Source organism: Exiguobacterium sp. UBA3491, assembly GCF_002377745.1.
Classification (GTDB): Bacteria; Bacillota; Bacilli; order Exiguobacteriales; family Exiguobacteriaceae; genus Exiguobacterium_A.
In genome coordinates, this window is the sequence record NZ_DFQK01000032.1 from 98,727 (window position 1) to 118,632 (window position 19,906).

28 protein-coding genes are annotated in these 19,906 nt (G+C 44.7%); 15 read left to right on the top strand and 13 right to left on the bottom strand.

All coding sequences use genetic code 11. The features are described 5' to 3' along the window. Positions 1–2 precede the first annotated feature (2 nt). Entirely contained in the window at positions 3–965 is a 963-nt protein-coding gene (locus tag B4F99_RS12815) for a hypothetical protein (protein ID WP_290758564.1), read from the bottom strand. Positions 966–1,262: 297 nt separating this feature from the next. Between B4F99_RS12815 and B4F99_RS12820 the strand changes: the two genes are divergently transcribed. Both B4F99_RS12820 and B4F99_RS12825 read left to right on the top strand, forming a co-directional pair. Next, complete coding sequence (locus tag B4F99_RS12820) at positions 1,263–2,402, top strand: hypothetical protein (protein WP_290758567.1); 1,140 nt, start codon at positions 1,263–1,265, stop codon at positions 2,400–2,402. Positions 2,403–3,070: 668 nt separating this feature from the next. Further along, a complete protein-coding gene (locus B4F99_RS12825) occupies positions 3,071–3,961 on the top strand; it encodes a hypothetical protein (RefSeq protein WP_290758570.1) in 891 nt (296 codons plus the stop codon). A 65-nt stretch (positions 3,962–4,026) separates the two neighbouring features. On the opposite strand, the gene B4F99_RS12830 is transcribed toward B4F99_RS12825, so the two are convergent. The 4 genes from B4F99_RS12830 to B4F99_RS12845 all read right to left on the bottom strand — a co-directional run bounded on the left by B4F99_RS12830 (position 4,027) and on the right by B4F99_RS12845 (position 6,004). After that, the gene (locus B4F99_RS12830) at positions 4,027–4,464 is read right to left on the bottom strand and encodes an Asp23/Gls24 family envelope stress response protein (protein ID WP_035407860.1); all 438 of its coding nucleotides are present in this window, start codon (positions 4,462–4,464) and stop codon (positions 4,027–4,029) included. 42 nt (positions 4,465–4,506) lie between these two features. Beyond that, positions 4,507–4,713, bottom strand: coding sequence for a DUF2273 domain-containing protein (locus tag B4F99_RS12835; protein ID WP_290758573.1), 207 nt, complete (start codon positions 4,711–4,713; stop codon positions 4,507–4,509). Between the two features lie 15 nt (positions 4,714–4,728). Further along, a complete protein-coding gene (gene amaP, locus B4F99_RS12840) occupies positions 4,729–5,271 on the bottom strand; it encodes an alkaline shock response membrane anchor protein AmaP (RefSeq protein ID WP_290758575.1) in 543 nt (180 codons plus the stop codon). Positions 5,272–5,554: 283 nt separating this feature from the next. Next, positions 5,555–6,004 (bottom strand): hypothetical protein, encoded by a 450-nt coding sequence (locus B4F99_RS12845; protein WP_290758577.1) that lies wholly within the window; start codon positions 6,002–6,004, stop codon positions 5,555–5,557. Positions 6,005–6,089: 85 nt separating this feature from the next. Here B4F99_RS12845 and B4F99_RS12850 point away from each other — a divergent pair, with 85 nt between their 5' ends. Beyond that, positions 6,090–6,818: an SDR family oxidoreductase gene (locus B4F99_RS12850; protein ID WP_290758579.1), complete on the top strand. Its 729-nt coding sequence runs from the start codon at positions 6,090–6,092 to the stop codon at positions 6,816–6,818. 65 nt (positions 6,819–6,883) lie between these two features. On the opposite strand, the gene B4F99_RS12855 is transcribed toward B4F99_RS12850, so the two are convergent. The 3 genes from B4F99_RS12855 to B4F99_RS12865 form a co-directional block, all read right to left on the bottom strand. Then, entirely contained in the window at positions 6,884–7,852 is a 969-nt protein-coding gene (locus tag B4F99_RS12855; protein ID WP_290758582.1) for an LLM class flavin-dependent oxidoreductase, read from the bottom strand. Positions 7,853–7,915: 63 nt separating this feature from the next. Then, the gene (locus tag B4F99_RS12860) at positions 7,916–8,605 is read right to left on the bottom strand and encodes an ABC transporter ATP-binding protein (RefSeq protein ID WP_050677982.1); all 690 of its coding nucleotides are present in this window, start codon (positions 8,603–8,605) and stop codon (positions 7,916–7,918) included. Between the two features lie 107 nt (positions 8,606–8,712). Beyond that, the gene (locus B4F99_RS12865; protein ID WP_290750545.1) at positions 8,713–9,105 is read right to left on the bottom strand and encodes a hypothetical protein; all 393 of its coding nucleotides are present in this window, start codon (positions 9,103–9,105) and stop codon (positions 8,713–8,715) included. Positions 9,106–9,300: 195 nt separating this feature from the next. Between B4F99_RS12865 and B4F99_RS12870 the strand changes: the two genes are divergently transcribed. Both B4F99_RS12870 and B4F99_RS12875 read left to right on the top strand, forming a co-directional pair. After that, positions 9,301–9,819 (top strand): DUF4256 domain-containing protein, encoded by a 519-nt coding sequence (locus B4F99_RS12870; RefSeq protein ID WP_290758588.1) that lies wholly within the window; start codon positions 9,301–9,303, stop codon positions 9,817–9,819. A 139-nt stretch (positions 9,820–9,958) separates the two neighbouring features. Further along, positions 9,959–10,822 (top strand): sensor domain-containing diguanylate cyclase, encoded by an 864-nt coding sequence (locus tag B4F99_RS12875; protein ID WP_290758591.1) that lies wholly within the window; start codon positions 9,959–9,961, stop codon positions 10,820–10,822. On the opposite strand, the gene B4F99_RS12880 is transcribed toward B4F99_RS12875, so the two are convergent. Together B4F99_RS12880 and B4F99_RS12885 are read right to left on the bottom strand one after the other, a co-directional pair. Next, complete coding sequence (locus tag B4F99_RS12880) at positions 10,784–11,473, bottom strand: alpha/beta fold hydrolase (RefSeq protein WP_290758594.1); 690 nt, start codon at positions 11,471–11,473, stop codon at positions 10,784–10,786. The genes B4F99_RS12875 and B4F99_RS12880 overlap by 39 nt on opposite strands. Further along, entirely contained in the window at positions 11,470–12,306 is an 837-nt protein-coding gene (locus B4F99_RS12885) for an alpha/beta fold hydrolase (RefSeq protein ID WP_290759487.1), read from the bottom strand. The genes B4F99_RS12880 and B4F99_RS12885 overlap by 4 nt, the downstream gene beginning before the upstream one ends. Positions 12,307–12,354: 48 nt before the next feature. Between B4F99_RS12885 and B4F99_RS12890 the strand changes: the two genes are divergently transcribed. After that, positions 12,355–13,023 carry an HAD family hydrolase gene (locus B4F99_RS12890; protein ID WP_290758597.1) on the top strand — a complete coding sequence of 223 codons (669 nt, stop codon included), beginning with the start codon at positions 12,355–12,357 and terminating at the stop codon, positions 13,021–13,023. Next, positions 13,020–13,403 carry a GNAT family N-acetyltransferase gene (locus B4F99_RS12895; RefSeq protein ID WP_290758599.1) on the top strand — a complete coding sequence of 128 codons (384 nt, stop codon included), beginning with the start codon at positions 13,020–13,022 and terminating at the stop codon, positions 13,401–13,403. The genes B4F99_RS12890 and B4F99_RS12895 overlap by 4 nt, the downstream gene beginning before the upstream one ends. On the opposite strand, the gene B4F99_RS12900 is transcribed toward B4F99_RS12895, so the two are convergent. The 3 genes from B4F99_RS12900 to B4F99_RS12910 are packed head-to-tail and all read right to left on the bottom strand — an operon-like array spanning position 13,395 to position 14,792. After that, positions 13,395–13,832 (bottom strand): GNAT family N-acetyltransferase, encoded by a 438-nt coding sequence (locus B4F99_RS12900; protein WP_290758602.1) that lies wholly within the window; start codon positions 13,830–13,832, stop codon positions 13,395–13,397. The genes B4F99_RS12895 and B4F99_RS12900 overlap by 9 nt on opposite strands. A 13-nt stretch (positions 13,833–13,845) precedes the next feature. Further along, positions 13,846–14,301: a hypothetical protein gene (locus B4F99_RS12905; RefSeq protein ID WP_290758605.1), complete on the bottom strand. Its 456-nt coding sequence runs from the start codon at positions 14,299–14,301 to the stop codon at positions 13,846–13,848. Further along, positions 14,298–14,792 (bottom strand): sigma-70 family RNA polymerase sigma factor, encoded by a 495-nt coding sequence (locus tag B4F99_RS12910; protein ID WP_290758608.1) that lies wholly within the window; start codon positions 14,790–14,792, stop codon positions 14,298–14,300. Before B4F99_RS12910 ends, B4F99_RS12905 begins: the two co-directional genes overlap by 4 nt. A 157-nt stretch (positions 14,793–14,949) precedes the next feature. On the opposite strand from B4F99_RS12910, the gene B4F99_RS12915 reads away from it, so the two are divergent. The 8 genes from B4F99_RS12915 to B4F99_RS12950 all read left to right on the top strand — a co-directional run bounded on the left by B4F99_RS12915 (position 14,950) and on the right by B4F99_RS12950 (position 19,906). Then, complete coding sequence (locus tag B4F99_RS12915) at positions 14,950–15,360, top strand: group-specific protein (RefSeq protein ID WP_290750574.1); 411 nt, start codon at positions 14,950–14,952, stop codon at positions 15,358–15,360. After that, positions 15,357–15,677 carry an AAA family ATPase gene (locus B4F99_RS12920; RefSeq protein ID WP_290758611.1) on the top strand — a complete coding sequence of 107 codons (321 nt, stop codon included), beginning with the start codon at positions 15,357–15,359 and terminating at the stop codon, positions 15,675–15,677. The genes B4F99_RS12915 and B4F99_RS12920 overlap by 4 nt, the downstream gene beginning before the upstream one ends. A gap of 70 nt (positions 15,678–15,747) precedes the next feature. Beyond that, positions 15,748–15,957 carry a hypothetical protein gene (locus tag B4F99_RS12925; protein ID WP_290758613.1) on the top strand — a complete coding sequence of 70 codons (210 nt, stop codon included), beginning with the start codon at positions 15,748–15,750 and terminating at the stop codon, positions 15,955–15,957. Between the two features lie 66 nt (positions 15,958–16,023). Next, entirely contained in the window at positions 16,024–16,830 is an 807-nt protein-coding gene (locus B4F99_RS12930; RefSeq protein WP_290758615.1) for a phosphotransferase, read from the top strand. 53 nt (positions 16,831–16,883) lie between these two features. Beyond that, complete coding sequence (locus B4F99_RS12935) at positions 16,884–17,315, top strand: hypothetical protein (RefSeq protein WP_290758617.1); 432 nt, start codon at positions 16,884–16,886, stop codon at positions 17,313–17,315. 197 nt (positions 17,316–17,512) lie between these two features. After that, a complete protein-coding gene (locus B4F99_RS12940; protein ID WP_290758619.1) occupies positions 17,513–18,343 on the top strand; it encodes a DUF2268 domain-containing protein in 831 nt (276 codons plus the stop codon). A 9-nt stretch (positions 18,344–18,352) separates the two neighbouring features. Further along, positions 18,353–18,670: a hypothetical protein gene (locus B4F99_RS12945; RefSeq protein ID WP_290758621.1), complete on the top strand. Its 318-nt coding sequence runs from the start codon at positions 18,353–18,355 to the stop codon at positions 18,668–18,670. A 540-nt stretch (positions 18,671–19,210) separates the two neighbouring features. Continuing rightward, positions 19,211–19,906, top strand: a complete 696-nt coding sequence (locus tag B4F99_RS12950; RefSeq protein ID WP_290758625.1) for an ABC transporter ATP-binding protein — start codon at positions 19,211–19,213, stop codon at positions 19,904–19,906.

Sequence of the window (19,906 nt, forward strand, 5' to 3'; positions counted from 1 at the left end):
TATTAACTCTTCGAGACCCACGCAAAGACTTCAACCCCTTTAGGAATTTCTACTGATTTTCTTTCCATATACTCTCTTAGTTCATTGTTAAAGATTAGTGCATTATTTGTTAGAACATCATTTTTGATTTCGTTTTGCAACTCTTCTACTCTTTCCTCTGACTCATGTTGATCGACAATAATTATGCATTTGTGATTTACAAACTGATGCAACATCCTCAGCCCTCGGTTACTTCCGAGTAATATAAATGCTGCATCTACATGAACGTCAGAAGTTACATCTCTTTGAATGTATTGAAAATTTTTAAATGTTCCTTCTGTTCCATCAAAAAATAACTCATTCATACTTATGATGTTTTCACTATTTTTAAGTGCTATAACAGATAAATTTTCTCTCCATTCGTTTTTGTTGGCAAACAAGAGAGTATATGCTGTATTTTGCATCATCAACAAGTTTAAGTTTTCTTCTGAATATAGCTTTCTTAATTTTTCATTATCTATTATATTTTCTATGTTTTTTACTCGCCGAATGTTTTTGATTTTATCTGTTCCATCTACATGTATTCTTACATGTGTGAACCATCTTTCTTCAGGTATATAAGTTATTGAATTAGATCTATCCTTAATAATAATTGCTTTTTTTTCTGTATCAGGAAACGTCCCGACTTTTATAACAGAATGAGCAATCCACTCTTCCCCTGTCCTATAAAGAATTCTTTGACCTTCTTTTAAGCCCAAATAATTTTTTAGTAATAGCTCTTTAGTAGGGTTCTTAAAATCATATTCAATACAACCCAACGCAAAAAAATAAGAAAATAATAAACCAGACGGTACAGATATGTATATTTTTAGTTGCTTATCTTGTGTCTTTGTATAAGTGGCCAATTCCATGCTAAAATTCATCCAAGACTCTAACTCAACAAACCTTGAGTTAGAGTCTTTATATTTCCATTGATTCAAACTCATGACATACTTCCTTCCAAATGCTTTTTCACTTAATTTAAAAGTAAACATAGTGATTACATGTTTATAAAGTAGAATTTTTTATCCACTTGATCACTGGATAGAATTACCTCTCTATTATCTTACATTTTCTGATTTCTGGATAGAAATTCTCTATTAGCTTTTAGCGAGATTAAAATTGTAAATAGTCGTAAAGCTTTAAAAGTATGCGCCGGCGCATATTTTTAAAGCTTTACGGTATTTGTGCGAAATTATCAAGAGAATCGTGGTTATAACAAAGAACTTCGAGCCAAACACGACATGATCTCAGCCTATGTAAAAGTTGCAGGTCTTGAAGGACTCTACAAAGAGTTTCACGTGAAAACAATTGAAGACTACATGAATCTTTGTATCAGCGAGATTGAAGAGTGGGCAGAAGACCCAAACCAACTAATCCACACATATCCGTACTGGTCTCAAAAAACCGTCAATCAAAAAACTACGACGTTAAAAACAGATGTGCTCATGATATTAGGGGAAGTTGCAAAGGAAATTGATTCAACTAAGCGTGTAGCACATCATTCACCGACACTTGCTGTTGATATTCCATTTTTCGGGATGTCTGATCGCATCAAAAATAAAACAGATCAACTTGATGAGAAGCTCAATGAAGCATCACAGCTTAACCTCGAGCTTTTAAACTACGACTCGGTCGTCCCGAAATATAAAGATGGCGTTCCACAGAACCTTTCTGTTCTAGTTAGTAAAGAGTTTATTCAAGAGTTAAATGGTAAAGTACCTGATCTAGACGCAAAAGACTTCGAGACCTTCACCGAAATCTTGTCATACCGGGATATCTCGTTCCAAACGAGTCGCAAGATCATCTTCCCACTCGTTCAATTAGTTGAAAAACTCTATGCTAACAAAAGTGGAAAGAGCTATGACTTAACAACAAAACGCCTTATGAAACTTGGTTATTATAGAGTAGCTGGGCACAATGAAGAAGGCGATTTCTTTATCCGTGGCCTCTTCTCTTCCGTTACCATCAAGAACGCCACAACCCTTGCGGATAGTCAGGTTATCGTCACATTAGCTGAAGAAGTGTATGATGATCTACTCAAGCAGCAAATCGTCAGTATCTACGGTGAACAGATTGAACAGTTAAAAGGGAGCTTTGCCTATCATTTGGCATTCGTTCTTCAAAAAGAACGCATTGCGTCGCTTCAGACAGGGGAGCAAAGCCCGGTTCGTCGGCATTGGCGTCAATTTACTTATTCGATTCGTTTCAATAAATCACGAAAGTCAGAGAACTTGCGAGAACTTGAGGCAAATCTTGACCGTATCAAAGAACATGAGTTCATCTTGAAAGATTGGCACCGCTCCGGCGACTACTATTTCTTCACGTTTTACCCACTCGAATCATGGGAGTTATTAAATCATCCCGATACATTGCTACTCTAATAGGAACAAAACATAGAAGAAGCGTACTATATTAAAGGCTTCTTCTTTTTTATGCTTACTCTTTAGTTTATGTTTCACATGGAACGTTTTTTTGGTGGATTGATGATTAAATCCAGGTGAGCGCCAGCGTATAACTATCAGTTCCATCCTTTCAATCTACAATTAAGTGATGTGATCAAATCATTTTTGCTAATTAGCTGCATAAGCTTGTCGTACTGAAATGACACTTATGAGTAATTTAGAAAGAACATTCTTACCAAATTGTTCGCTTTAGGGTGAAATGATTCGTAAAAGTGCGTACTGAAACGACATTATAATTGAATTTGGTCGCAAATTGCCGTACTAAAATGACACGCCTCTTAATTTGGTCGCGGATCATTGTACCGAAACGACATTTATTTGGTTTTTGTCGCAATTTGTCGTACTAAAACGACACTTCTCAACTTTTTGATGAAAAACCCAAAAAAAAAATTAAGTGTCTGTCTCTTAAAAATGGTCGCAAACCCTCGTACTGAAATGACACATTTTTATAGCTCTAAAATGGCTTAACATCAACGTTTCATCAAATTTGGTCGCGATACATCGTACCAAATCCACACTTTGACACTATCTCGAAAGAACAAGATACTAAAACTAGCATATTTTAGGATAGAGGAGGTGTAGGGTACGTGGCTTACAAAAACCGTCACATTTTAGTTGCAAACAAACTACTCGTCGCGATGAGTGGCTTAACTCGTTGGACGAAACGAGCTGATCACTATCGCTATGAACAGCATCACTATAACATCCCTACATGCTTCACTTCTTTCAAGTGGACAAAGTCACGGATTCGCCATGTCCTCACACTTCTTTCTTATGCAGATGACCAAGGTAAGATTGAATTTATGGAAGATACTGAGCTTGCTTCTTCCGCTCATACGTCTGTCCGTTCTTTACATAATAACTTAAAAATATTTGAGAGCCATGGCTTGTTACGGCTTGTCCGGCATTTCCCTGGAGTGCTCTCGATTGAACTAACCGATTATCTTGAGAATTATCGTGACCTTTATGTTGACGGAGCCTCTGTTGTTTCGAAGACCGGGTACACGTCTATTTGGCATGATCTTCTTTCCGAACTGCTCACGCTTGATAACGTGAACGCTTTGCGCCTTGCGTTACGTACACTCGTACAAGTTGAAAAAGATATCCATGTTCAATCACATGACCAAGCTATCCTTACCTATGACGAGATTAAAGGTTTCTTGCCAAAATACTGTGGTCACAAACTTGCCATTCAAAAGATGATGGATCGTTTGAAGTTCCTTCAAGTTTCCCTTGTAGAAGGCAGCCATCATTTCTTGAATGTGGTGAAGCAAAATCTCACGCTAAAAAAACGCGTTCAAGATATGACGCGTCCAGTCCTCATTGAATTGACATTGGACAAGTCTCAAGACAGTAAAGTGATCCGAGAAGAAGACGGGACTGATATAATACGGATCGTTTTGTTTCAAAGATACATCCCCTTCTCAAACAATAATTATTACTGTGGCTATCGTACCTCATCCATCCGCTACTTTTGAAAATCACGTCATTTTTTACACACATAAAAAATGCCCCGACGAGTTTGTCGGGTCTTTCGACTTGCTTATTGCAGTTCGCGGCTTTTTTCTTCTTGTTCGTTGTTCGATTTATTTTTCGCTTCGAACTCGGCACGCGTCATGACGTCCTCGACATGCATGTTGACTTCAACGACTTCAAGACCTGTCATGTCACTGATTGATTTTTTGATTTTAGCGACTGTCTCTTGGAAGATCGACGGAATATTTTTGCCGTATTCGACGATGACTTTCAAATCGAGTGCAACTTGACGTTCACCAACTTCGGCACCAATTCCTTTTGTGATGTCTTCCGTGCTCCGAAGACGATCCGTCAGTCCACTCATGAATCCACCACTCATTGACAAGATGCCTGTCACTTCGTTCGACGCGATCCCAGCAATTTTTTTGATGACTTGATCTTCGAACGTCAATTTATTCTCGCGTACCACTTCGTTTTCAGTAGTTGGGTTTACTTCGTTTGCCATTTGAAATCTCTCCTTTTAAATGTTTAGTAAGTTATATATGAATCAGTCCCGTTGAAAGAACTGAATCCACCCTTCAATGTCGAGCGCACCATCGCGCCATTTTCCAATTAAAAATCCAATTGCTGCGAAGGCAACGATAAGGATTGTCGGACCAAAGCCAATCGTCAGGAATAAGATGGCGAGGATCAGACCGGCAAGTCCTCCGATCAGTCGGAACCGATACGGATAGAGTGCTTCTCTTGGCTTCATGTTCCCTCTCCTCCTTTAGACGACACGTTCCGATGTTTTCGTTTTCGTGTCACTGATCGTGACTTTCGTACTCGATACTGGCAACTCAAGTAAGGATTCGACAGCTTGTTTAGCGCGTTCTTGAATATCCTTCGCAATCGTCGGCAGTCCCTCTTGTCCGAAGACTGAGCAGTCGACTTTTAAAGCGACCGTCTCTTTTTTCGAATGGATATCGGCATGGACACGCGGTGTCCGTACACCACCGATGCCACGAATCGACTCTAAAGCGGTCCGTTCGATCGTCTCCTTCGAAATCGTGATCGTTCCGTCACCCGTTTGAATCAACAGTCGTTGACCTTTTGAGCGGCTAAATAATCCTGTGAATAATAGAATGACGAATACGAATGCTAAAAATCCTCCAATGGATAGAACGGTATAGCTATACCATTGCTGATCCTGCCACTGCTCAATTAATGAACTAAGCCGTGGAACATCATACACACCGAGCACAAGCAGCCCGACACTGATTAGTCCGAGTATGCCTATGATGACGAGTAAGAATCGATTGAACCCATTCATCTGCACCTCTCCTTTACGATTATTGACATCTTACATCTAGGTGATTCAACACATGAAATATTATGTGTATGGTGTGTTTATTCCCGTTCATTAGAACCCGAAACATTTAAATACACTTTCATTCAAATGTTCATATATTCTGATTATTCAGACTAAATAAGTCGAAACTAGTGCTTTATTTACTATATTTCACGAAAAAAACCTCTTCCAACTTAAGAAGAGGTCAGCATTCGATTTATTTATCACTAAACATATATCCTGTCAATATGTTTTTGTTCATTATTCATTTTACATCAATCGGAAAGGCAAAATCGCCATCACCTTCTTTCCAATCGGCTTTAATCTGATAGACATACTTTCCAGGAGTCGAAGGGATGGTAATCCGCTCAATCTTCTTATATGTTTTCATCTCTTTATGATCTTTGACCGACCATAAGACAATCGCGACGGACTTCGGAGCTGGTCCATCTTCAAAACGAATCGTCAATCGATCTTCAGGATTTGCTCGCGTACTCGGATCACCTTTTACTAAATCGACGGCTTCGGCCTTCGCATCAGCTGTTTCTCCGCGAAACATCCCTGACCAACTATAGGTACCTCTATATACCTTTACTTCACGGTCTTCGATTGTCACGGTAGGTTCTGGTGGTTGATGTCGAAATGGATCAAGTGAAAAAACCCATCCGACTGCAATCGCAATCACAATCAATCCAATAAATAGAAAACGTTTCAAAGACAAACCTCCTACGTGATGTTTTTAATTCAACAAAAGCGGCAATATCTCTCAAGGAGTACGTTATTCAGAAGGAGGAGTTCAGATGATTCAAGATAAAGTCGTCATCATTACAGGGGCATCAAGCGGTATCGGGGAAGCAACCGCGAAAGAACTTGCGAAACAAGGAGCAAAACTCGTTCTTGCTGCACGCCGGGAAGATCGTTTGCAAGAGCTTGTCAAAGCGGTTGAAGCGGAAGGTGGTCAAGCCGTTTATCAAGTGACGGATGTTACCGATCGTGAGCAAGTTGATGCGCTCGCAAAACTTGCGAAAGACAAGTTTGGTTCTGTTGATGTCATCGTCAACAACGCTGGATTGATGCCACTATCGCACCTCCATAAGAATCAGCAGGACGAATGGAACACGATGGTCGACGTCAACATTAAAGGCATCCTCCACGGAATTGGAGCAGTCCTACCATACATGCGCGAACAAAAAAGCGGACATGTCATCAACATCTCTTCTGTCGCCGGTCATGAAGTCATGCCGTCGAGCGCCGTCTACAGCGGTACGAAATTCGCGGTGCGCGCCATCACGGAAGGTCTTCGTAAGGAAGAATCGGTCGACAATCACATCCGTGCAACAATCATCTCACCGGGAGCGGTCGATACGGAATTGAAGGACCATATCTCGGATGAAGAGATCAAACAAGGAATTGGTGACTTGAAAGCCATTGATGCGAGCGCGATTGCGCGTGCTATCGCCTATGCTGTCAACGAACCAGAAGATGTCGCGGTCAACGAGATCTTAATTCGTCCGACAGCGCAACGTTAATTGAATGTAGATGTGTAGACAGGACCCCTCATTAGCAAAACAGCTATTGAGGGGTCCTGTTCTGTTTAAAGAAGTCGCTCCGCTATGAACTGGTACGACTGCAATCGCTTTTCTTGATCAAAGGCATTGTTGATAAGTAAAAACTGATCTGTTTGATAACGCGTTGCTAATGCTTCAAGCTCCTGCGCAACAACGTCCGGTGTACCGACAATCGCTCGCCGTCGATCTTTACGGATCCGTTCCGCTTGAACGTCATTCCAAACCTTTGCTTCAGTCGAGGCAAACGACGGAACGATTGAATTGCCGAGTCGAACACCTTGAATCCAGGCATCTTGAGTTCGAGCGAGACGTTCTGCTTCTTCTTGCGTCGGGGCACAGATGACGAAAACGCAGACGATGACGTCTGTTCCTCCTGCCTCACGATAAGTGGACAGTGTCTCTTCCCAACGATCCGGATTGATGAAGTGACCAAAAACGAGACCATGGTCTTGTTCTGCAGCAATATGCGCACTACGTGGCGACAGACCAAGGATTGAGATTGGAGACGCTTGTCGATCACGCGGTGTCGTCTTGACGATCCGGTATGGGTGTCGATTCGATAGACTATCTGTCAAGAAGCCAGCCGTTTCCTGAACGAGTCGACTAAACTCAGCTGCCCGATTTTTTTCACCATCTGTCAAAGCAAGTCGTGTCCGCTCACTTCCACCCGGAGAATTGCCGATCCCAAGTTCGATCCGTCCCGGATAAAAGGCATCGAGTGTTGCAAAACTCTCGGCAACTTTTAGCGGATGATATTGCGGTAACAACACGCCACCTGAACCAAGTTTGATTTTTGAAGTCTGCGCACCCATTCGGGCAATGAACAACTCCGGTGATGCACTGAGCAAACCGTTCGTATTATGGTGTTCTGCGAACCAGTACCGTTCGTAACCGAGTCGCTCGGCTTCTAAGATGAGTCGTTCCGTCGCTTCCATCGTCGCTTCGACCGTATCGCCCTCATGCAATGGTACTTGATCCAGTATTCCTAGTCGCATCACGCATTCCTCCTCTACCCTCTTAAGTGTAAAGGGTGGAGGAACGGAGTTCAAAAACGAGGCTCAGACACGGACGAGACGATCTTCGATAATAACGCCGTCTCGCATCTCGATCGTTCGATTCGCTCGTTCCGCAAGTGCCGGGTCGTGGGTGACAAACAAGACGCCACACCCTTTCTCTTCGTTTAATGACCGTAAAAGATTGAAGATGATTTCTCCCGTATCTGTATCGAGGTTCCCTGTTGGCTCATCGGCAAGCAACCATTTCGGTTCATGAACGAGTGCTCGGGCAACGGCGACCCGTTGTTGTTGTCCACCGGAAAGTTGCGACGGCAAACTGCCTGCTTTATCGGCGAGACCGACTTGCGCGAGTAACTGCTCGGCGCGTTCTTTTTTATCATACGGTACTTTCCGACCGAACAGTGGCGCCATGACATTTTCAAGCGCCGTCAGCGTCGGAATCAAATGAAACTGTTGGAAGATGAAGCCGATGTTTTCGAAGCGAAAGTCTGATAATTCTTTACTGTTCAATTTGTTGATTGGTTTCCCGTCATAATGCAACTCCCCGCTCGTCGGTCGATCGAGCGTGCCGATTAGACTAAGTAACGTTGATTTTCCAGAACCCGATGGTCCGATGATCGAAATGAAGTCTCCCGCTTCAAGTGTCACGTCGATGTCTTGTAACGCATGTGTCTCGACACCGTCTCCTGAAAATGATTTTCCCATCTGTTTGCATTGAAATGTTCCTTCCATAGGTACCCCTCCATTGTTCGTGATAACGTACTATTCAAGAATAGATTGGTAATTCCTTCTAAATGAAAGGAAATAAAAAACAGCACTCTTATAGAACAAGAATACTGTCAGGAAACTCTCGGTTGAATAGAAACGAAATTTTTACGATAGACGATCTCATACGGTAAGACGAATAATATACATGCAAGAGTCGTGAACTGAATCATGCTACCGATTGGTGGTAGTGGAGACAGCGATGCTTCGTGCCACACTTCATATAGACCAATGAACAAAAACAGAACGACGCTACTCGTCGTCACGTAGATAAGCAATCGAAGGGTCAATGGATAATGTCGGACAATCCATAACATCGGTAACCCAAAGATAAAATAGGATAACGTCATCGCAAACGTCCCGAACTGATAGACGATCTCAAAATCAATCGTTGTCAGGAACGAATACGCCGTGAACGCTAAGAACGAAAGAATCGTCACAACAGCCGCATAACTGATCCAGCGCATACGGTTGGCTCCTCTCCTGAATGTTATTCCTGTACACGCGATCGTGACAGAAACCAAATATGTACAATTAGTGTAGGTAGTTCGATTTCATTTGTCAATTATCTTCAGATTGACTTATTCAGTCTATGTACGATTGCAATGAGAGCGAATTCATAGAATAATTAAAAAAGAGAATAAGGAAGTGAGGTTTTATCGATGGATGAACAATTAACGGTGTTTCGTGATCGCTTTGAAGCTACACCTGATTACCACGATGGTCTTTCGTATATTGAGGTCGAGTCACGCCTGACACCTTTAAAACGATCAGCACTCGCTTGGATGGAACAAACAGGAGGAGAACCGAATGTCGTAAACCTTGATGGACGATTCGTCATCATCGATACTGTCAAAGAGAGTCCAGCTGGTCGACGGAGTGTCTGTTTCGACGAAGTCGCTCGACTCGGTCGAAAGAAAAATGCGCCCAAAGCTAGTGTCGAGTCAATGATTGAAGCACTCGAACTCCACCTGTTGACACCAGAACAATATCAAGAACTTCAGACACAGTTTTCGTTTGACGAAAAGACCTCCAGTTGGCTCGCAACACCAGACATGATTCGTCAAAAAGGTGGCGCTTTGTTCGGAGATCGTCGTTATGAGACGACATTCACCTATCACAACGGAGCGGACTCCTATTATGCGAGCCGTGGATTCCGTGTCTTACTTGAATTGGAATAAACCAAAAAACCGCTTCGTAGCTCAAACGAAGCGGTTTTTTACAATTATAGGAAATAATACCCAATCATGATATGATGGACGTTGAGTACAGGAGGTGGACGTCATATTTGTATTGGGATTGATTATGGGTAGTCTTTTAATGTTGCTCAGTTTCCGGTTATTCCGCCAGCAACAACCAGATACAATTGCGTTATGTAAAGATATCTTCTATGTGTTTGAAGTCCAACCGGAATATCGATTCCGATATATCAGTCCATCCCTCGATGACCATATCGGCAAGGGAGTGGCAGCAGCCAGCTATATGGATCCAGATCAGTGTTTTGCAAGGATTCATCCGGAAGACATCGAAGTCTTGATGTCGAAGATTTCGGGCGACTGTGACTACCATCAACCGTTCCGGCAACGCTGGCGGACAAATGACGGGACGTACGTCTGGTTCGAAGAATATGCGACGCCGATTCGCGAAAATGGACAGATCGTTGCCATCCAAGGGGTGATCCGTAACATTGACGAGCAGTTGAAATCACAACAGGCATTACTCGATCAATACCGTATCGATGCCTTGACTGGTTTAGGGAATCGCCATGCCTTCAACGAGGCTGTCCGCAATCTCGATCAAGAGAAGACGACGTATGGATTGATCCTGCTTGACTTGAATGAACTAAAGGAGCTTAACGACCGGTTCGGTCACGCGGTCGGTGACGCCTTGCTTGAACAAACTGGACTTTGCATCCGCCGCTTAACAGATCATGGTTACCGAATCGGTGGTGATGAATTCGTCTTGATCGACGATAGTCCGTCGATTGACACGTTTGAGGCATTCGTCGAACACGTCCGCTCGACGTTCGCAACGCACGAGATTGGACTCGCGATTGGTGCCGTTCATTCGACAACAGGACGCCGGATCGACGACGTCCTGCATGAGGCAGATGCACGGATGTATCAAGAGAAGATGAAAAAACGCTTAAGTCGTCAACATGGATTGATGCGCTTGAAGCAGTAAGGCGTTGAAGCGTTCTGGTTGATCAAGATTTGCCGTATGCCCGGCTTCCTCGACCGGTAAGACGATGACGTTCGGCACGTGTTCCGCAACGAACGCGGTTGCGTCGACTTCGTACGTTTCATTCGTCCCGTTTAGGATGACGACCGGAAGCGTGATTGACTGCAACATCGTTTCCGTCAGTGCCGGGAAACGGAACGTCATCAAATCGAGGACTGCCCGTGCTGTCGTTTTCCAGGCAGGACCATGCAACTGTTCAAATTGGTCGGCAATTTCAGGTGCTTGCTGATCGATATTAAGGAAAAACTCTCGTTGTTCGCGCATCAGCGGTTCCATCGCTTTAGGAATGAAAGGTGAAAAACCCGTGATACATACCCCTTCGAGTTCGTCCGGTGGGTCGAGCGCCAGTTGCATCGCAAGCGTCGCGCCGAGCGACAACCCGAGAATCCATCCTGGACCTTCCTGTGCCATCCGTTCGCGGATGGCACGTGTTGCTTGTTGTAAGTAATCCTCCGTTGCCGGTTCCGTCGTCATTCCGTGACCAGGTAGATCGATCGGAATGAACGTAAAATCATCCGCTAGAGCGGATAGTTGTGGCGCAAAGTGTGTCGCTGCCGTTCCCATTAACCCATGCAGTACGTATATGCGTGTCATACGGTAAACTCCTTCGGTTGATGTAGTGTCAAAATCGCGTTTACGATGACGTCCGGACGATCGCGATGCATCAGGTGTGATGTTCCCGGAACGAACGTCACGTTCGCCTGATAGGATAGATTCGCCTGTCGCTGAATCAATTCCTGCCATTTTTCTTCCATCCGCTTCAGTTCGTCTTTTGGAAAACCAGCAGCGCTCATCATTTCGATCGACTGCGCTTTGTCCCGTCCGAGAACGGTCAGCGGGAACCCAAGGTCACGCATGAGTGGCTGAAGCGCCTTCGCATCACTCTTCCACTTTGAAATGATGGCATGCATCGCCTGATAGTACGCTGGGTTCCAGTCCGTGCGGGCGTCACCATCCGGGAATCGAACGCGAAGGTCGGTTGCTGTCGCTAATTCCGCGAATCGTTCGATCCAGACGGAGTCATTTCCTTCTTGATCGAGCGTCGGTGTATCGAGCTGATCAAGTTCTGCTAAGTCAACAGATGTCGCCTCAACAAGGACGAGACCGGCGACACGTTTTGGATAATGTAAAGCGAAAGCTTGTGCGACGAGACCGCCGTAGGAATGTCCGACGAGTGTGACTGGGGTCGTGATATTCATTGCGCTGAGGAACTGGTCGATTTGACGTAAGATGCCGGTCGTTCCGTCCATGTAATCGTCTGACCATTCGTGCAGATGAAAGCTGACGACGCGATAGTGCGGTGTTAGTTTCGTTAAAATGTCCGCCCAGTCCTGATACGTTCCACCGAGTGATGGTAACACTAACAACGGTCGACCTGTCGAACCGTCATCGTAATACGTCACTTGTTTTTCTTGTTGCTGAATCATTCGTTCCAATGAAATCACTCCTCTATAGTATGAAAGGTGTTGTTGATCTTGATTCGTGCACTATTGTTTGATTTAGACGAGACGTTACATGACCGGAGCGGGTCTCTTCCCTCCTTTCTCGAGAACCAATATGAGCGTTTTTCAGCTCAAACCTCGCCTATTGCGCTAGACGAATACGTCAGCGTCTTCTTAGAGCTTGATCAAGGCGGCCGGGTCTGGAAAGACGTCGTCTATGCCGAGATGATTCGGCTCTTCCAGTTGTCGCTTTCTATTGAAGTACTGCTACACGACTACGTGACGCGTTACCCGACCTTCGCACAGAGCTTCCCTGGCGTTACGACCTTTTTTGCGCAATTACCGCCCGAGCTACCGATTGGTTTGCTCTCGAACGGTAGGACGTTGTTTCAACGTGCCGTCCTTGACGCGATTGGACTCACTTCTGCCTTTACGCAGATCGGAATCTCGGAACAAGAAGGCTTACGTAAACCGGATCTGGCGTTTTTCTTACGTGTGACAGAACGTTTAAGTATTCGTCCAGAAGAGGTGCTGTTTGTTGGTGACAATTACGATCACGATATCTTACCGGCACGCGCACTCGGTATGCAGGCGATTTGGAAGCGCACGGGCGATATTGCGTTGACCGACACGCAATTTTCGGACTGGCGTCAGTTGCCGCTTCTGTTACAAAATCTTATTCCGAAGGAGACTCGTCTATGACTGAACAGATTCGCCGTTTTCAACCTGAAGATTTTGATCAGATTCATCGCTTGAACGAACAAGAAGGCTGGCAGGATCTCGTTGCTGATCAAGAGCGGACCCGCAACGCGTGGATGAATGCCAATGCCGCTTACGTCCTCGAGTGCGACGGACAAGTCCTTGCTTATGTCCGTGCTTTGACGGACGGTTTCGTGACGACATACGTCTGTGAGCTTCTCGTCAGCCGAAAAGCACGCAAGCGTGGGTACGGACAACAGTTGCTCGATCACCTGAAGCACACCTACCCGACACGAATTGATTTACTGGCAACTCGTCAATCCTCTTCTTTTTATGAAGAGCAAGGATTTCGTGCTTTCCATGGTTTCCGTCAATCACGATGAAGCGAGTGATTTCGAATAACTCGTGCTCGTTACGCCGTAGCCCATTGCTTGGTAAAAGTGATGGGCTGCTTCGCGTTCTGGTCGATTACCACTGTTCAGCAAGACGGCAGTTGCTCCTCTTGCGTGCGCCCAGTCTTCCGCTGCTCGGATCAAACGGCGTCCAATTCCCTGCCGACGATGTTTCGCGTTGACGACAAACGCGACGATTCGGACATAGGTCGTATCATGCTCGAACGCTTGCGCCTGAAACAGACCGACGCAGCCGAGAAGAATATCGTCGTCTTCTAACACAAGCAATTCATAATCCGGATGACGAGTTATCCGCGAAAATCGTTCGCGTAAGACGTCTTCGCTTGCCGGATAACCAAGTTGCGTCATCAATCCAACCAATTGCGGTAGATCATCTGTTGTCCAAGACCGGATGGTCATATTTCTCTCCCCCTTATCGTGTGGGCGACAGAATCATCACCCGTTCTCGACCCTCTTCCTGACCGACGACTAACACGTGCTCAGATACCGGATCATCCTTGATTTGATAGACGGTAAACGCATCAAGGTTCGACGCAAAATCAGATGTGTCCTGTTCTAGTTTCGTATCGGTTAAGACATCATCCGTGACGCCAAGTCGCTTCCCTTTCAGCTGTTGCCACTCTGTATCCGTAATTTTTTGGGCTACCGTGTATAACTTTTCATCATAATACATGCCGACCACCATCGATTGCGACGATTGCTCGGGAACGGTCTCATGCAAGGAACTAAAGCCGATGATCGTCAGACCTGCTGCGAGACAAGCAGCTTGTAACGAGCGCCGGCGCCGTTTCGCTTTGTGGATGCCCTGAATTGTTCGTTGCCTGACGGATGACGGTACATCGATCAAGATTTTTGGATCGTGATTCATAGACTCATCCCCTTCTGTCGTCGTACTTTCTCGAGTGCGCGGTACAACGTGCTTTTGATCGTACTCAGTGGCACGTTGAAGGTTTGCGCAATCTCTTGCAATGACAAATCTTCTTCATACCGGAAGTAGACGATCGAACGCTCGGTCGGTTCGAGGACTTCCAGTAAATCGTCCAGGTACAAGCGATCGACGAGACGCTCTTCAAACAACGTCGTTTGACTCGGTTCGATCGCGAGCGGCTGAAACGACGCTCGATGTTGCTGGAAAGCGCAATTCATCGTGATGCGCGTCAACCACGTCTTAAAATACGAAGCATCCCGTAAACTCTTTCGCCCACGCCATGCCCGGTACGCGACCTCTTGGACGTTCTCAAGCGCTGCCGCCTCCTCTTTCAGATAAATGAAGGAAATACGGTACACATAGTCTTCTTCTGCGAATAAAGCTGCTTCAAAAGCAGCGTCGGATAATGCTGCACTTGGCTTTCGAAACACATCGGCATCCTCCTTTTTTGCAATCACTCCCCTATTAGATACGCGGTACGTCAAAAAAGTTTCAATTTTTTCAAATTTTTCTTATAATTCCCTTTTCTTGAGTGAATGAATTCGATAGGATGGGACACAGAGAGATAAAAAGGAGGATGTACGACGAATGAAACTCTATATCGCTTCTCGCTTTGACCACATTTTGACCGTCCGCTGGCTCCGGGATGAACTCCGCTTGCGTGGTCACGATTTAACATACGACTGGACGAAGAACGACCGGGCAGAAGATTCTGAAGCATTAAGAAAAATTGGTCTTGCGGAATTCGAAGCTGTCAAGCAAGCGGACGCCTTTGTCCTCGTGTTACCAGCAGGAAAAAGTAGCCACGTCGAACTCGGGATTGCGCTTGCGACGAATCGACCGATTTATTTATGTATGCCGGATGCGACTTATTTCACCGGACCGTTAGCAAGCACGTTTTATCATATCGGGCGAACGACTCCTTGCTTCGGTACGAAAGAAGACTGGCTCGCGCAGATTCTCGCTGATCGCTTACCCGAGGAACAACTAACGTCATGAGGACGGTCCTGTTGACGATCGGTCCGACACATGCCGGGAAAACGACGTTCGCCAAAAAGCTTGCTTATAGTCTCCCCTCAAGCCTTGTCATCGATCAGAATCTACAAGCACGCTTTTTGCTCGAACATTATCCGGACCTCGTCCCAACAGAAGGTCCGAATCACATCAAACATGACTTGACGGGATGGTTGATCGAAAAGGCGATTACTTCATCCTTTGAGACAATCATTTTATGTAATGCCAATACTACACGGACCGGTCGGAAACAGCTGTTAAATCAATTTCCCCGTTCGACGTTCCGCTCGATCCTCGTCTAGTTCGATTTACCCGAAGCCATCCTTTCAAACCGACTGACTCACTCCAAACGCGATGGACGAGAGATTCGTGGTGACTCGACGTACCACGACATCTATCAGCGGCAACGAATCGAGCCGCCAGTTACAGGTGAAGCGGACAAAATCGTTCGTCTTCGTTCGACGGAAGACGTTGACACATTCCTCGATCATGTCACGAATCCGACGCTTGATGCTCTCTTCGATGCAGTGTCGACGATTGAAGAACATGACAATCGTGCGTAAAGCATTCGCTTTTTCATAAACGCATGCAAAAAGACTAGCCGATATGTAACCGATTACAAACGAAACAAAGAAAGTAGGCGCGATTATGTCTGAAGAACAACGATTGACTGGCGGAAATGTCTCCGCTGTCTATCAAAAAGGTAACTATGTCTATCGTACACAAAATGAGAACAGTCCAAATGTTCACCGTCTATTACGCCATTTAGAAGCGAAACATCTATCCGGTGTTCCCCGCTTTGCCGGCATCGACGAACAAAATCGAGAGATTCTGACCTTCCTCCCCGGTGAGACGGCTGACTATCCGCTAAAAGCGTACATGTGGCAAGACGACGTGTTGGACGATGTCGCACGTCTGATGCGCAAGTATCATGACGCTACAGTCGACTTCAAAACCGAAAACTGGGAGCCATTGCTTAATACCCCTACTCCATACGAAGTCATCTGCCACAATGATTTTGCCGTCTACAATACGATTTTTCAAGATCAAAAACTGAGTGGCGTGATTGACTTTGACCTCGCAGCACCCGGGCCACGTGCATGGGACATTGTCTACGCGCTCTATACGTTCGTTCCGCTCAGCAGTAGACGGCAAGCACCTGACGGATCTGTTCTTGCCTATTCACCGGAGCAAAATGATGCACGCTTCGCCGAACGAGTGAGTCGATTCCTTGATGCTTATGGTTATAGAGGTCCGCGTTCCGAATTGCTATCGATGTTATTGTTGCGCGTCGAAGCGCTATATCTGTTGATTGATCAACGAGCTGTCGACGGCGATGCTGCCTTCATGAAGATGAAAGAAGAGGGTCACGATACACATTATCGGGCAGAACATCGTTTCATTGCCGATCATGGTCCGAAATGGTTCATCGATAAAGATTCATCAGAAAAATAACAGTTTATCTTTCACGTCAGATGTCCGTGATCTTCATAGAGGAGTGATTTCCCGTGAAAACGATTGATCTTGATTTTTTACTGACGACTGAAGAATACGAACTCGAACTGGATAAGATGTCGCTAAAAGCAAATGATCATTATGCAATTGATTTCTATTTTTATGGAGCTGACGAAGCGTTCAAGCTTTTGATTGACGATCCTTCGCGTGATTACTTTTTGATGCGTTTTGAAAAGTACGCCGTTTTCCTAGGGACATTGCAAGAGCATGGCATCATCGACGAGAAACTCCGAAATCCATATCCAGTCGTGAAATCAAAAGAATCGATATTTGGAGAGTTCGCCGCGAAGTTTATGAAAACGGACGAAATCTATACTGAACGGGGAGACTTGCACTTATTTGCCATCAGGACACATGAACAGGATTTTTACATTTTGTCCTACAGCGATCCGCTCGTCATTGATCATATGGCGAAAGAGGAATGATTGAACAGCAGTTGTTACATCATAAAAAAAAGGAGGATGAACGTAGCTTGAAAAAATCACTGATATTACTTTTAACTGCTCCCCTTCTGCTTTTATCCGCTTGTACAGAAGAGCAAAAGACAACACAGCCTACTAAAATGATGTCAAAGAGTACAAAAGTACAATCCGAATCTGTAAAAATTGATGTCGAAAGCAAATTGAACATTGTTTTTCTCTATGAACCATATAAAAAATATCTACAAGCGTCCTTAAAAACAAATGATCCTGAAGTAGATAAAAAGAATTATGCGAAGTATGTCTTAAGCTATATCGACAAAATCGGGGAAAAGGATCAGTTCGCGACAGCCGACTTAAAAGGTTCTCTGATGCTGCAATCAACCGTATACGAACAAGAGCTCCTCGATAAAATCGAGAACTTGATGAAACAACAAGATGACATTACAAAAATCATTAAAAAAAATTACATCGCTTCTCATAAGATCCTTCCCAAAAAGAAAAGTACCATCATCGTCGCTCCGGTTAATCCTGAATCCTCTTTCGATCTTCAGTCAATGAAAGGTGTTTCAGGAGCAGCCTATAAAGATGCATTCATTCTCTACCTGGATACAAACTACGATAAAGACGTCCTGGCATATTCGACGGCACATGAATATCATCACTTAGTCCTCATGGATACACCTGATTTTAGTTTAAATACGACTCTTGATTCCGTCATTGTAGAAGGAAAGGCAGATGCCTTTGCCGATCGAATCGTCAAAGGCGTTTCCATCCCTTGGAATGTCGAGATGGATGAAGCAACGAAGAAACATGTCGTACATCTGGTCAACAACTATGAAGTATCACAACTCGACTTCGTCGTAGGTAACGAACAAAAAGAGATTCCTCGCTGGAGTAACTACATGTTAGGGCGTGATATCCTCAATCATTATTTTGAGTCGCATCCCGACCAGTCCATCGCTGAATGGACCTATACGGATCAAGCAGATATCTTAAAAGGATACAAGTATCAAAAGGTTCTTGAGCAATGAGGTGCTTTCATGAAATACATATGTCCCGTCTGTGGATATGACCGAATGGACGACGTTGCTTATTATGAAAATGGTGACGCTTCGTTCGAACTTTGTTCTTGTTGCGGCTTTCAGTTCGGAGTAGAAGATGATGTCGAAATCGATGATGGTATCTTCTTATCAAAAAGTGAAGCACACGACTTGTATCGTGCGAACTGGCTCAAGGACGGTGCTAAAATCTTTAGTGATTATGCCTTTGAGCGTGGTACAGGAAAGGGTGAACCTTTAGCGAGAACGGCTTTGAAAAAACAATTACGAGCAATTCATATCAGACTAGAAACATATTAAAAGAGCGCCACACTTCACGAGGACCTCGTGTGAGTTCGCGCTCCTTTTTTATGTCATCATGCTCGAATCCCGTGCATCATCAACAAAACGGTCACGATAGTTCCTTGATGCAGATGATTCTCAATCGTTACCTCACCATCATGTGAATCAATCATCCGTTTGACGATGACAGACATGCCTAGTAAATCAAGGGCAGGTCGAAGTGATTTCTTCGTCCACTGTCGTTCCTGAGCAGTAGAAGAATATTTTTAATGTCTTCGACTCCACTACTCTTTTCGTTCCTTATTCCTCTCATCGTCCTAAAAGATGGCGGTATCGATTCTCAGGAGCTTCAGCATGATTCTTCTACTGATGCATAGCCATTTCTTCCGTCTTCGTTTCATTTTAAATACCTCCCTAGATTGGTGTTAATCCAATCTTAGAGAGAAGTTATGAGAAAAATATAAATGAGTAAGGATTTCAAAAATAAAAACACAATAGACAAAATTTTCTAAAAATAATACACTATATTTAACCAAATTATGTAAAAGGAGTGGTCACATGAATATTACCTTTCAAGATGTTTCGCACTCGTTCGAGCGAAGAGGTGTCCGGACCGATGTCTTGCATCAACTAAACGGACAATTTTTGCAATCGGAAGTAACGGCACTCGTCGGTCCATCCGGGTCCGGAAAATCGACGTTCCTTAGTCTCCTTGGTTCGCTCGATCGTCCGTCGTCTGGTCAGATTTTCTATGACAGACAGGACATTACGTCTTGGAAGAACAAACGGTTATCACAATTCCGCTCGCAAGAGATTGGCTTCATCTTCCAGCAGTTTCACTTATTACCGGCACTGACGGTATCTGAAAACCTAAAGGTTGCCTTGTTAAAACAAAAGACGTCGTTTAATCAAGACGAGCGAATCCTTGAGCTGCTCGAACGGGTCGGACTTGACGACAAACGAAATGCTCTACCTGCTCAACTATCCGGCGGACAGCAACAACGGGTCGCAATCGCCCGCGCCTTGCTGCATCATCCGCAATGGATTCTTGCAGATGAGCCGACTGGTAATCTTGATTCCGTGACCGGTGACGCGATTTTCGAGTTATTACTAGAGCTGCATCGTGAAGCCAAGTGTGGTGTCTTGTTTGTCACGCATGACTTGGAACTCGCCGAACGCGCTGACCGCATTCTCTTCATGCAGGATGGACGAATCGTCGAAGACCGCCGGAAGCGCACCGTGCAAAGTGTCTAA